This window comes from Phocaeicola coprocola (genome assembly GCF_041333015.1).
Classification (GTDB): domain Bacteria; phylum Bacteroidota; class Bacteroidia; order Bacteroidales; family Bacteroidaceae; genus Phocaeicola; species Phocaeicola coprocola.
Window position 1 is genome coordinate 1,433,392 of sequence record NZ_JBGKGM010000001.1, and the last position, 13,006, is coordinate 1,446,397.

The following is a 13,006-nucleotide window of genomic DNA, read 5'->3' on the forward strand; positions in this document are numbered from 1 at the left end:
GTTTCAATTCTTTAATAGTACAATCATTTTCAGGGCGAAATCGAAAAAAACAAATTTGGGATTTACGTTTTGTTCGATGTGTCGTCCGGCTTCCTCCAATTCTTCCATGATACCTATCACATTTCTTTCGTTTACAAAAGGAGCGAATCGTGAGGCAAATTGTGCTTCTTCACGTCCTAAATAGTTCATTTCCGAGTGGTGGAAGTTATATATAAAGTTTTCTCGTATCATACGTTGGCAATAGGCTAGCAGATTTTTCTGCCTTTCTCTGCCTAAAGCTGCAACTTGTTCACTCCAGGCTTTCATTTCCTTGAGCCGACGTGCATAAGCTAATCTCATCAGTGAAGTGAACAATTCAAAGAAAAGTCGGTTCTCTTCTCCTAAGTGTATGTTTTCTATAGCCCGCAGTACACTCCCGGCAGATAAATGTGCAATGTCGGAAGCATCTTCTGGCTGAAGCATATAACGTGTACGTAATAGTCCGGCAATATCTTCTTCGTTAAGTGGAGGCAGGTTAAAGCGCTGCATACGGCTCGTAAGTGTTGGCAAAATGCTTTCGGGAGCCTCGCTAACCAATAAAAAGATTGTGTAGGCTGGTGGTTCTTCCAACAATTTGAGCAATTTGTTTCCACACTCTGCATTCATCTTTTCCGGAAGCCATATAATCATGATTTTGTAACTGCCTTCTCCGGCTTTCAGTGAAAGCTTGCGTTGTATTTCATCGCTTTCGCGGACAAAGATCTGCGCTTGCTGATTTTCGGCTCCCATACGTGCCAGCCAGTTTGCCAGTGAAAAATAAGGAGAGTCAATCAACTGTTGTCGCCAGACATCTATAAAATCGTCAGAAACGGTGTCGCGTCCTGCTTTTTTCTTTATTACCGGAAAAGCAAAATGTACGTCAGGATGAACCAGTTTGTTCATTTTTATGCATGAAGGACATTTTCCGCAGGCATCTTCTTCACCCGGATTTTCACAACACAGATAGCGAGTTAACGCTAATGCCAGAGGTAATTTCCCTGTACCTTCTGCTCCGCAAAACAATATGGCATGGGGCACTCGTCCTTCGTGTACGAGTGTCAACAAATGGCGTTTTGCCTCGGTTTGTCCTATGACGTCTTTGAAAAACACAGTTAATAAATTTCTTTAGCTACACGGCGTACGCTTTCTGTTGCCCCTACGGTGTAAAAATGAATACTAGGTACACCATGAGCTATCAACTCACGACATTGATTGATGCACCATTCTACTCCCAGCTGGCGAGCTTCTTCATCTGTTTGACATTTTAAAGCTTCCAATGCCAGTTCCTGAGGTAAATCAACTTTAAATGTTTTGGGAACAACGGACAGCTGTGACAACTTACTGAACGGTTTAATTCCCGGAATAATAGGAATATCAATACCTTCCTGACGGACACGATCTACAAATTCGAAAAATTTCCGGTTGTCATAGAATAATTGAGTTACAGCGTACTCGGCTCCAGCTTCTACTTTCTTTTTCAGCCAGTAGATATCTTGTTCCATATTGGGAGCTTCCTCGTGTTTCTCCGGATAACAGGCTACTCCATAGCTGAATGGATGTACAGGAGCCTTGATTGGTGATCCGTCGACGAATACACCTTGATTAAAATCATTGATTTGATGTTCCAGTTCTATGGCATGTGCATACCCTCCTGGCTCAGGAGTGAATACTTGTTCATGTTTGGCTTTATCACCACGCAGAATCAATAAATCAGTGATTCCCAAAAACTGTAAATCTAATAATACATACTCTGTATCTTCACGTGTAAATCCGCTACATAATATGTGTGGAACTACCGTAATATTGTATTTGTTCTGTATGGCAGCTGCTACCGCTACTGTACCGGGACGACGACGGATTCGTTTGCGCTCATAAAGACCATTACCCAGTTCGCGATATATATATTCGCTTCGATGGGTAGTGATGTTTATGTATTTAGGATCGAATTCGCGCAACGAATCGATTGTTTCATATAATTTCTCTATCCCAGTGCCTTTCAGCGGAGGAAGAATCTCGAATGAAAAGGCTGTCTTTTCAGGTGATTTTATTAAGTCGATTACTCTCATTTTGCTTTTTTTGCGCCTTGTCAGGCGTGTTACATATTTGGCAAAAATAAGAAAAATATTGTACTTAATGGGAGAATGTTTCTTAATTTTTTTAATTTACTGACCGATAATCAGAGTACAGGAGTAAACAAATGAGCGAACCATCCGACAAATCGTTTCCATGGAGTTCGTTTTTTGTAAACCTCTTTAGTCATGATCGTACTGTTCTGTTTGTCGGCACTGAATATATCAGTCAGTTGTGCTGTAACAGGCAAATCGAAAACGAATGCATTTATCTCGTAATCATATCGTAAACTCCGGCTGTTCAGGTTTGTACTACCTACGGTACAGAATCGTTCGTCTACCATCATGACTTTAGAATGATGGAATCCTCCGTTGTAAACATAAATATGCGCTCCCTTCTTTCTTAGTTGGTTAGCAAGATAAAATCCTGCATCGGGTGTGAAGCTGATATCCGACTTTCCGGGAATCATGATTTCTATTCTGACTCCACGGTCGACAGCTTTTTCAATGGCACGGCGAATGCTGGATGTCGGGGTGAAATAAGGATTGATAATCTGTATTTTCCGTTCGGCCGAATTGATGGCTGCAATATATGCATGTCTCATTGCTTCAGGAGATATTTTGGGAGCCCGCTGTACGATTGCTACCTGATGTCCCGCATGTACAGGAGCTGCATTCAATGAATCTTCCCCGAATGGAAAATATTCGTCTCCTCCGATTTGCTGTTTGGTTTCCTTATTCCACATTGTGAGGAAAACTTCCTGCAATTTTTCAACGGCAGGTCCTTTGATACGGATATGCATATCTCTCCATGCGCCGATTTTGGGAAGTCCGTTTATATAATAATCGGCAATGTTCATACCTCCTGTATATCCTACTTTACCGTCTATGACTATAATTTTTTGGTGGTCACGACTAGCTGCATGATTGACATACGGGAAAGTAATAGGGTCGAATGTAATAATCTCTATCCCTCTTTTACTTAAATCTTTAAGTAGTCTTTTACGAAGCGGACGGTTGTTTGACATATTTCCGAAGGCATCGAACATAGCTCGTACCTTCACTCCGTCTTTTACTTTCTCCGCAAGCAAGTCAAACAATGCATTTCCGATAGAGTCATTTCTGAAATTGAAGTATTCCAGATGTATATGATGCTTTGCCTTTTTGATTTCTTCAAAAAGGTCGTTAAATTTTTCTCTGCCACTGGGCAGCAGCTTCAGGTCATTGTTATTTATGATTGCTACATTCTGGCTATGCAGATATCTGGCAAATAGCGAATCAGCTGGCAGATAAGTAGAATCTTTTTCCGCAATGATGGATGATTGCGCATGGCAAGGTAAGCCGAATTTCACAATCAGTAAAATTAAACAAAGAAATTTTTTGTGAAATTTGTAGTCATTCATGCATTTGGTAGTTTTTGTGAGGTGCAAAAATATGGATTTTAATCAAGAAACCGTCATGACTTTATTTGCTTTTCTCCAAATTGTTACTATTTGACTGTAAAATCAGATGAAATGACTTTTCTGCACTTCTTTTCTTCTGCTTAATTTTATTGATATCTTGTATCTTATGCCATTTTTGAATTTTTATCTTTCAGATATTTACTATAACTTCTGCCTACAGGAATTTTGATTCCATTATATAAAAGAATCTCTTTCGAAGTATAACTGGCAATCCGATAGATTGGAACAACGAAGGATTTGTGTACTCGTATAAATTTTTCTTCGGGCAAAAGTTCCTGTAGCGTTTTCAAACTCATTTGTGAAGTTAGAGTCGGCTGACTGGTGAGATGAATACGCACATAGTTATCCATCGATTCTATATATAGAATATCTTTCAGTTGGATATTTGTATTTTTGTATTCCACTTTTAGTGTGATATACTCGTCTGTAAATGTTGGTTGAGCGGAAAGTTGTTGTAGTGTTTGTAGCTCTATAGCTTTTTGTACTGCTTTTTCAAAACGAGCATACGAGAATGGTTTGTGAAGAAAATCTATAGCATTCAATTCAAAGCCATCGAGAGCGTATTGTGCATAGGCTGTTGTAAAAATCAACATTACTTCGTGAGGGAGGTCACGAGCCAGATCTCTTCCATTGATGTCTTCCATCTCTATGTCAAGGAAAAGAATATTGGGTTTTATTTTCTTGACCTGTTCAATGCCTGCAATCGGATTGGTAAAGACTGTCAGTTCTATATTTCCATGGCGCTGGCAGAAGCTGGATATGATTTCCAGCGCCATTGGTTCATCATCGATTGCTATACATTTTATGTTCATTGTCTTAAATTGATACTCAGTGTGACGGCATATTTCCCCTCTCTTTCTCCTGTAAACAAACTATACCTGTTCGGATAAAGAAGATCGAGGCGCTTTTTGCAGTTTTCTATTCCTATTCCTTTGGATGCTTTTGAGTCCGGATGGTTTAATAAAGGATTGTTTGTTGCCAATAATAATTCTCCTTTTTCTGCGCGAATGGTAATATACGCCTCTCCTTTTTTATGAGAAGATACACCGTGTTTAAATACATTTTCGACAAAGGTAATCAGAATCATAGGGACTATATTCATTTGTTCCGTTTCATCGTGTACATAAGAAAAATGAACATCAAAGTTTTCTGCTATTCGATATTTTTGGAGTTCTATATACTGACGAATGTATTCTACTTCAATGTGTAGAGGAATTTTATCTTTTGTATTATTGGCATACATATATTTCATCAGATTGATAAATTGAATAAAGGCATCTTCCGTTTTAGGAGATCCTGTTACTACCATAGCATATAGAGTATTCAGATTATTGAAAAGAAAATGAGGATTAATCTGTGCTTTGTAAAGTGCCAGTTCGGCTTTTTTCTTCTCAAATTCTACAGCTTGTCGTTCCATTATTTGGTGATAAAGTTGAGTCAGTAGTCCTACAGCTGCACTAAAGGCAATCACAACTACATACAGAAACCATACAGCTTGTTGCTGAAGTTTGATTTTGGGGATATGTTGTAAAAGTCGGGTACGTTTCATGTGGTGTAACGGGACTTCCATTTGATAGCGAGTTATGAGGTAAGTACCAACAGCTGTAAGTAAAATAAGAGAAACAGCCATCCAAAAACGTTTTTTCCCGGCAAACATAAAAGGCATGATAAAGCGGCGGTTCAGGATATATACGATATACAACCATGAAACCAACAGGTATACGAATAGTGAATTGTTTATCAGCCATCGTTCGATAGGCAGCAAGGTCATCATAGCCGGTAATAACACCAGACAGAATATCAGATCGATGTAAAACGGTAACTTTTTAATTTGCCACATAACTTGTTCTTTTTTGCAAAAATAAAAGTTTCTGCCGGTTTGAAGAAATAAGCAAAGTGGTGTTCACCACTACATTGATGTTGTTTACCACTACTTTGTTGAGAGAACATATTTTGTATTTGCAAGTAGATTATTTTTGTTGAAGTAAAGAAATCGAATAGGAAAAAATTATATAAAGTGAGTATGTTTACGAGGGTAAGATTTGTTTTTTAGGAGTTGCTTTATTATGTTCACTCTCTGTTTTTGCACAGACACTTTCGGGAGTTGTGACAGATCAGAAGAGTAGAGAGAGATTGATTTCGGCTACGGTTCAACTGATAGCTGGGGATGGAAAAATCAATTATACATCTACCGATCTGAAAGGAATGTTTCAATTTAAGAAACTTCCGGCAGGTACTTATACGCTACAGATTTCATATGTAGGATATAAAACATATAAGGAAGCCGTGATTATTCCTTCCTCTGGAGAAAAAAAGGTTAATGTAACGATGCGCGAGGATGTAAATCTGCTGGATGAGGTATCTGTTAATGCGCGTGCTACACGTGCCGAGCAGAAAGGCGACAGTTTGCTGTATAATGCTGAGGCCTTTAAAGTAATGCAAGGAAGTTCAGCCGAAGATTTATTGGCTAAGATGCCGGGGATTGTTGTAGAAGGTGGAAGTATTCAGGCTCAAGGAGAGGAAGTGAAAAAGGTGCTAGTAGATGGGAAGGAATTTTTCGATGGAGATGTGAATCTCGCCATTAAGAATTTACCTTCTGATATTATTGCAGGTATCAAGGTCTTCGATAAAAAAAGTGAGCAGGCAGAATTTACCGGGTTCGATGATGGCGAAGAAATAAAAACTATCAATATTGTGACGAAGGGAGGATTCCGCCAGGGAACTTTTGGTGAAGTGTCGGCAGGATACGGTACTGTAAATTTCTTCAATGAAGATCGTCGTATTTCATTGTTGGGTATGTCGAACAATGTGAACCAGCAGAACTTCTCGCAGGAGGATTTAGCGGGAGTTATGTCTTCTGGAGCAAGTGGCAAGCGGCGTGGAGGTGGTCGTAACGGAGGACGTGGAGGTGCTTTCGGTGGAAATGCTTCTGATTTTATGGTAGGCAGTACAGGAGGTGTTACTTCGTCGAACGGACTTGGTATAAACTATGTGGATCAGTGGGGAGAAAAATGGAAGGTGACAGGCAGTTACTTTTTTAATCAGTCGGACAATCTGACACAGCAGCAGACCGAACGTGAATATTTCGACTCATCTCTTCCTGGAATGACTTACAGTGAGTATCAGGAAAGCTCTATGAAGAACTGGAACCATCGTTTTAATATGAAACTGGATTATCAGATAAGTAATAGAACCTCGTTACAGTTTCGTCCAACACTGAGCTTTCAGAATAATGACAGGCATGGATTGCTTCAGGGACTGAATCTGTTGAATGGCATGTCTGATAATGAAACTGAAACTGCTACGTTGGGAGAAAATGATGCTTACAATGTTGGAGCTGACCTTATCTTGCGTCATCGTTTCCTGAAGGAAGGACGTACCCTGTCGTTGATGCTCAGTGGGAAAATGAGCAATACCGATGGAAATACATATACAGATTATCTTAATACATTGTATAGTGCCGACGGCTTGTCGGAAACAGACAGCTACAGTCAGTGGAAGCAGACATTGAACCGTCAATATACCTTGCGCTCTAATCTGAGTTATACGGAAAGGTTAACCGACTATATGCAGTTGCAGCTAGGATATAAGTTGAGTTATACCGATTCAGAAAATGACCGTAAGACGTATAAGAAGTCTGCGGTGAGCGATCTTTACGATCAGTTGGATGAAAGCCTGTCGAATGAGTATCAGTCGGGCTATCTAACTCAGGCAGGAAGTGTAGGACTTCGTTATCGTGCCGGTAAATTCAATGCTATGCTGGGAGTTGATGCACAATGGGCAGATTTGAGAGGTCTATCCGCAGGCAGACAATTTGTCGCACAGGTATTTTTCTATATTGCCATCGTTTACCATGCGTTATTCTTTAGATCGGACCAATTCGCTACAGTTACGTTATCGCAGCAAATCATCTGCTCCTTCGGTTACGAGCTTGCAGAATGTTATAGATAATTCCAATCCGCTTTTTCTTTCTGCGGGAAATCCGGACCTCGACCAGCAGTTGTCACATACGGCAAATCTGCGTTATTTGCGTACGACAAAGTCTGGACATACGTTTATTGCCATGGTTGGGGCTACCATACAACAAGATTATGTAGCCGACAGTACTTTCGTTGCAAAAGAAGATATGGAGCTTACTCCGTCGGTCACACTGAGTAAGGGAGCACAGTTTACTCGTCCGGTAAATATGGATGGTTACTATAGTTTGCAGTCGATGCTGACTTATGGTTTCCCTATTGATTTTATTCGGAGTAATATCAACCTCAGTCTTTCGGCTAATTATGCCAATGTACCTACTATTTTCGACGGAATAGAAAGTAAGACGCGTGAACTGAATCTGATACCGAAGATTATTATTGGTAGCAATATAAGTAATAACCTTGATTTTACTGCGTCTTATTCAGCTGGTATCAATAAGATGTTCAGCTCTTTGGATACTGCTACAGGTAGTGATTATGTTACTCATACAGCTTCGGCAAAGTTGGGATGGACATTCTTCTGGGGACTTACTTTCCGCAGTACGTTCGATTATATCGGATATACTGGTCTGGATACAGGTGCAGAAGATTATTTCTTATGGAATCTGTCACTAGGTAAAAAATTCCTGAAAAACAATGCAGCCGAAATCAGGGTGGAAGCTTTTGATGTGCTGAAGCAGAATCAGGCTTTTACTCATAGTATCGGAAGCAACTATTACGATTATATCAACAGCAATGTACCGAAACCTTATGCTATGATAAGTTTTGTATATACGATTCGATAAATATTACTAAAAGACAATTGTCATGAAGAAAATTATTTTTCTGGCTTTAGTAGCCTTACTGGGCATACATACAGTTGATGCTCAGCGCAGAGGAGGAACTCGTACTCCAGAACAGATAGTAGAAAAGCTTGGCAAGAAGCTGAACCTGACTGATGAGCAGGAAAAGCAGATTACTGAACTTTATACGGAATTTTTCAAGAAAGAACTTTCACGTGAGGAGCGGAGAAGTGAAATGGAAAAGCTAAATGAGAAAATCACTTCTTTGCTGACAGATGAACAGAAAGAAGCTTTCGAACAGATGAAAAAGGAACGTCCGCAACGTAAACGTTCCTGATAGTAAAAACTCCTGTTATCTATTCCTTCAGATATCTTCACTGGATTGTCTGAAGGAATTTTTTGTAGATAATAGTCTGGAAATTTGTATTCTTCAGTTTAGGGCTAATAAATAAAAAGTACCGACTTTTTGGGTAAATCGGTACTCTTATTCTAAAATATGAATTTCGTTTGGTTTATTCTTCGTTCAGCTTTTCATCGATAGCTTGTATTTTTTTCAAAACCAGTTCCATTTCACCTTTCAAGCGTTCAATCTTACGGGTAATTTCAGTTACAAGGGTATTACCTTTTTTCGAAGCAGACGATAAAAATCCTAAATTATTTTCATAAGTCTGAATGTCATTTTTCAACCCTTCGTATGTACGTACCAGTTTTTCACGGTCACGGTATAAGTTATCACCTTTATTCAAACCCGATTTGAAATTACTTAATTTCTTTTCAGAAGCTGAAATATTCAGTTTGTCAAACAGTTTGTCTATCAAGCCGTGGAACTCATTGTATAAACGGTCTTTTTCTTTGAACGGAACATGACCTATGCTGTTCCATTCTTTCATTAAAGCACGTGTTTGTTCCGATGTTGTTTCATCTGTTGTTCCCGATGCGTCAAGTGCAGCCAGCTGTTTGATGATTTCCTCTTTCTTTGCCATGTTTTCAAACTCTACCGAGCGTTGTGAAGAAGTAGCTTTATTCTTTTGTGCAAAGAAATAATCGCAAGCTCCGATAAAGCGTTTCCATACAGCGTCTGAATGCTTTTTGGCAACAGGACCGATGTTTTTCCATTCTTTCTGCAATTTAGTCAGAATTTCTGCAGTTTCTTTCCAGTCAGTGCTGTCTTTCAGAGCTTCTGCCTTTTCGCATAAAGCTTTTTTCTTTTCAAGATTTTCGACCATGCTTTCTTTTACAGACTTGAAGAAAGCAGCTTTTCGTTTGAAAAACTCATCGCAGGCAGCACGGAAACGTTCGAATATTTTCACATTCATCTTTTGCGGAGCATATCCGATAGTTTTCCATTTAGCTTGCAAAGCGAGAATTTCCTGAGTTTTGTCTTCCCAGTCGGCGAAAGTCTTGAATGTATCATATTCCATTGACTCTACAATTTCGCAGATAACAGTCTTCTGGTCCAGGTTATTCTGTTCTTTTTCCTTCAGAGCTTCAAAGTGTTGCTGATGGCGGCGGTTTACTGCTGAAGAAGCGGCTTTAAACCGTGCCCAGATACTTTCACGCAGTTCTTTGGCAACAGGACCGATACTGCGGAATTCCTGATGTAATTTTTGTAATTGATGGAAAGCTGATACAACATCTGGTTCTTCTGCCAGTTTTTCGGCTGCTTCACACAGATAAGTTTTCTGTTCCAGATTCTTTTTGAAATCATATTCACGGAATTCATTGTTAAGCTTTACCATGTCATAGAACTTTTCAGTGTAAAGCTGATATGTTTTCCACAATTCGTTTATTTTACCAACAGGAATCTGTTTGATTTCATTCCATTTCTGCTGAAGCTGCTTAAATTCGTTATAGATCTTTCCTGTATCTTCCGTATTTTCGGTAAGCGCTTTCATTTTTTCCAGGATTTCGAGCTTCTTTTGCAGGTTTTCTTCTTTTTCCTGTTCCTGTTCTGCTGCCATAACACTACGTTTCTCTTTGATGGAACTCATGATTTCCTTGAATTTAGCTTCCAGCGGGTCGGGGGCCGGAGTGAAATCTTCAGGGTTTCCGCCTTGCTCGATAAAGTTCTTTCTCGCTGTATCTTGCTCGCTTTTGTGCAATTTGTAGAACGTTTGTTTCAGGTAGTCTATTTCTTGTTTGTCTGCATCGCAGGTATTATTGTTGATTTCTGTTAAGCGTTCTATTACTTCTTCTTGCGTTTGTTTTGGAGAATACAACGTCTTTTCATCATTCTCAACAGTAGAAACCGGAGTTTCGGGAGTGTTTTCTGCCGGAACTTCAGTTAGTGGACGGGTTGTTTCATTTACTTCCATCGTATATAGATTTTAAAGAATTATGTCGGCTTATCTTAATCCGTAGTTACAAATTAAAAGAATAAAATCTGATTTTCAATATTTTTTTCTAAATTTTTTTGCATTAAATAAGTTTTGGGGATTCCTTATTAAGAATAAAAGGCATGGAGGCTGTTTCAGTATTTATAAGAACAAGCCTCCATGTATGAAAATATTTAAGAAAGCAATACGGTGATTCCCATGTACATCATCATACCTATAATGTCATTGGTGATTGATATAAACGGTCCGGTAGCAATTGCCGGATCAATTTTCAGTTTTTCCAGTGTCATGGGAACGAGTGTACCGAAAATAGAAGCAAACATAACTACGGCAAACAGGCTGATGGAAACAGAATAACTGACTGTAGCGGTCGCTCCAAAACGGATAAAGTTGTAAATATATACCAGCATGGAAATGATTGTTGCATTAATAAGAGCAACGACCGATTCCTTTAATATTTGCTGAAAAGTATTTCCAGAGTCGAGCGAACTGTTGGCAAGTCCCTGAACGACAAGAGCAGACGATTGTGTTCCTACATTTCCTCCTGTTCCACCGATAAGCGGAATATACAGGGCCATTTCGGGATGTGCCGCAAAAGTTGTATCAAAATTACCCAATATCATGGAGTTTCCGATACCTCCCAGCATACCAATGAGCAGCCAGGGGAGACGTGCCGTTGTCTGACGGAATACATTATCGTGCGATTCTACGTCCTGTGACAAACCGGAAGCCAACTGGTAATCTCTTTCGGCCTGTTCGCGAACTTCATCCATTACGTCGTCTACTGTAATACGTCCTACCAGGCGTCCGATACTGTCTACTACCGGAACAGCCACTAAGTCGTATTTCTCGATGACTTGTACTACTTCTTCCAGCGGGGTATCTACATGTACCGATATCGGATCTTTTTTCATTACATGCTTTACTTTCGAAACCGATGGGCTGGTGATCATTTTCTTTAAAGGAAATACTCCACGCAACCGTTCATCGTCATCTACTACATACACATAGTAGATTTCGTCCATTTCCTCGGCCTGAATTCTCATTTCGCGAAGGCATTCGGGCATACTCCAGTTTTCATTTACGATAACCATTTCTGTACCCATCAAACCACCGGCTGTATCTTCATCGTATTTCAACAGATCTACAATGTCGCCTGCCTGTTCGATGTCTTCGATGTGCGAAAGAATTTCCTCCTGCTTGTCCTCGTCCATGTCACGGATGATGTCTACAGCATCATCAGAGTCCATGTAGTCGACAAAACGTTTGGCAATAGTTTCCGAAGGCAATATTTCGAGGAATTTCTTACGCGCGTCTTCATCCATTTCAATCAGTACGTCGGCAGCTTTTTCATTGTCGAGTAACAGATAAATGGAGCGCGCTTCTTCTGCATCAAGTTCATCGCACAATTCGGCAATATCGGCTGGATGCAGTTCTTGCAGAAACTCTTTTAGTTCCTCCGATTTTTTATTTTCGATCAGTTCTGATACCTTTTTAATTTCTTCGCTTTCCATACCTTACTCAGTTGCGAGTGCCTGTTCCACCCGGTTGGTCAATTCTATGAAGTCTTCTACCGATAACTGTTCCGGACGTTTGTTGAATATAGGATCTGCACTGAGTGGGTTTCCTTTTTCCAGTATCGGAGAAATGGAGTTACGCAATGTCTTGCGACGTTGGTTGAACGTAGTTTTTACTATTTGCTTGAACAGCTTCTCGTTACATCCCAGCTCCTTGGTTTCGTTGCGTGTCATGCGTATTACGGCACTTTTAACCTTGGGAGGAGGATTAAACACATGCTCGTGTACGGTAAACAGATATTCTACTTTATACCAAGCCTGAATCAGTACGCTCAGAATACCGTATGTCTTGTTTCCCGGACAAGCGGCGATACGTTCGGCTACTTCTTTCTGTATCATGCCTGTACAGCAAGGTATCAGATCTTTGTAATCGAGCATTTTAAAAAATATCTGGCTGGAGATATTATACGGATAGTTACCTGTCAGGACAAAAGGGTTTCCATTGAACAGAGCAGATAAATCCATTTTCAGAAAGTCCTGTTCAATAATATTGTCACCCAGCTCTGCAAAATTCTCCCGTAGGTAAGCAACTGATTCAAAATCCAGTTCTACTACCTTTACCGGTCTTCCTTTCGGGATGAGAAATTGCGTCAACACTCCCATACCAGGTCCTACTTCCAATATCGGCAGGTCAGGGCAGGTATCTACTGTATCGGCTATGTCTTTTGCCACTTGCAAGTCTTTCAGAAAGTGCTGTCCTAAGAACTTTTTCGGTTTAACTAATTTCATTCCGTATGTATTTTCTCGATATAAATAAAGATTTATTCTAGCAAGATATTATCTT

General features: G+C 39.8%; 11 protein-coding genes. 3 read left to right on the forward strand and 8 right to left on the reverse strand.

The features are described from left to right. Positions 1-3 precede the first annotated feature (3 nt). The 5 genes from ACDG22_RS05985 to ACDG22_RS06005 form a co-directional block, all read right to left on the reverse strand. Positions 4-1,128, reverse strand: coding sequence for a DNA polymerase III subunit (locus tag ACDG22_RS05985; RefSeq protein ID WP_007565291.1), 1,125 nt, complete (start codon positions 1,126-1,128; stop codon positions 4-6). A gap of 2 nt (positions 1,129-1,130) precedes the next feature. Continuing rightward, entirely contained in the window at positions 1,131-2,084 is a 954-nt protein-coding gene (metF, locus tag ACDG22_RS05990) for a methylenetetrahydrofolate reductase [NAD(P)H] (protein WP_007565293.1), read from the reverse strand. 110 nt (positions 2,085-2,194) lie between these two features. After that, positions 2,195-3,490: a cardiolipin synthase gene (gene cls / locus ACDG22_RS05995; protein WP_270230153.1), complete on the reverse strand. Its 1,296-nt coding sequence runs from the start codon at positions 3,488-3,490 to the stop codon at positions 2,195-2,197. 164 nt (positions 3,491-3,654) lie between these two features. Continuing rightward, positions 3,655-4,362 (reverse strand): LytR/AlgR family response regulator transcription factor, encoded by a 708-nt coding sequence (locus tag ACDG22_RS06000; protein WP_007565297.1) that lies wholly within the window; start codon positions 4,360-4,362, stop codon positions 3,655-3,657. Continuing rightward, entirely contained in the window at positions 4,359-5,390 is a 1,032-nt protein-coding gene (locus ACDG22_RS06005) for a sensor histidine kinase (protein ID WP_270230154.1), read from the reverse strand. The genes ACDG22_RS06000 and ACDG22_RS06005 overlap by 4 nt, the downstream gene beginning before the upstream one ends. Positions 5,391-5,656: 266 nt before the next feature. Here ACDG22_RS06005 and ACDG22_RS06010 point away from each other — a divergent pair, with 266 nt between their 5' ends. Genes ACDG22_RS06010 through ACDG22_RS06020 form a run of 3 tightly spaced genes read left to right on the forward strand, consistent with a single transcriptional unit; the run spans position 5,657 to position 8,646 of the window. After that, a complete protein-coding gene (locus ACDG22_RS06010; RefSeq protein WP_270230155.1) occupies positions 5,657-7,501 on the forward strand; it encodes a carboxypeptidase-like regulatory domain-containing protein in 1,845 nt (614 codons plus the stop codon). Further along, a complete protein-coding gene (locus tag ACDG22_RS06015; protein WP_270230156.1) occupies positions 7,404-8,312 on the forward strand; it encodes an outer membrane beta-barrel protein in 909 nt (302 codons plus the stop codon). The genes ACDG22_RS06010 and ACDG22_RS06015 overlap by 98 nt, the downstream gene beginning before the upstream one ends. 22 nt (positions 8,313-8,334) lie before the next feature. Beyond that, positions 8,335-8,646 carry a hypothetical protein gene (locus ACDG22_RS06020; protein WP_007565303.1) on the forward strand — a complete coding sequence of 104 codons (312 nt, stop codon included), beginning with the start codon at positions 8,335-8,337 and terminating at the stop codon, positions 8,644-8,646. A 175-nt stretch (positions 8,647-8,821) separates the two neighbouring features. Here the strand turns inward: ACDG22_RS06020 and ACDG22_RS06025 are convergent, their stop codons facing one another. The 3 genes from ACDG22_RS06025 to rsmA form a co-directional block, all read right to left on the reverse strand. Further along, positions 8,822-10,624, reverse strand: coding sequence for a DUF349 domain-containing protein (locus ACDG22_RS06025; RefSeq protein WP_007565304.1), 1,803 nt, complete (start codon positions 10,622-10,624; stop codon positions 8,822-8,824). A gap of 194 nt (positions 10,625-10,818) precedes the next feature. Beyond that, entirely contained in the window at positions 10,819-12,159 is a 1,341-nt protein-coding gene (gene mgtE, locus ACDG22_RS06030; protein WP_007565306.1) for a magnesium transporter, read from the reverse strand. Between the two features lie 3 nt (positions 12,160-12,162). After that, positions 12,163-12,951, reverse strand: coding sequence for a 16S rRNA (adenine(1518)-N(6)/adenine(1519)-N(6))-dimethyltransferase RsmA (rsmA, locus tag ACDG22_RS06035; protein ID WP_007565308.1), 789 nt, complete (start codon positions 12,949-12,951; stop codon positions 12,163-12,165). Positions 12,952-13,006 lie beyond the last annotated feature (55 nt).

Coding starts and splice junctions, on each gene's coding strand:
- rsmA (WP_007565308.1), bottom strand. CDS start 12,951: ATGAAATTAGTTAAACCGAAAAAGTTCTTAGGACAGCACTTTCTGAAA.
- ACDG22_RS06000 (WP_007565297.1), bottom strand. CDS start 4,362: ATGAACATAAAATGTATAGCAATCGATGATGAACCAATGGCGCTGGAA.
- ACDG22_RS06015 (WP_270230156.1), top strand. CDS start 7,404: ATGCGTTATTCTTTAGATCGGACCAATTCGCTACAGTTACGTTATCGC.
- ACDG22_RS06025 (WP_007565304.1), bottom strand. CDS start 10,624: ATGGAAGTAAATGAAACAACCCGTCCACTAACTGAAGTTCCGGCAGAA.
- cls (WP_270230153.1), bottom strand. CDS start 3,490: ATGAATGACTACAAATTTCACAAAAAATTTCTTTGTTTAATTTTACTG.
- metF (WP_007565293.1), bottom strand. CDS start 2,084: ATGAGAGTAATCGACTTAATAAAATCACCTGAAAAGACAGCCTTTTCA.
- ACDG22_RS06020 (WP_007565303.1), top strand. CDS start 8,335: ATGAAGAAAATTATTTTTCTGGCTTTAGTAGCCTTACTGGGCATACAT.
- mgtE (WP_007565306.1), bottom strand. CDS start 12,159: ATGGAAAGCGAAGAAATTAAAAAGGTATCAGAACTGATCGAAAATAAA.
- ACDG22_RS06005 (WP_270230154.1), bottom strand. CDS start 5,390: ATGTGGCAAATTAAAAAGTTACCGTTTTACATCGATCTGATATTCTGT.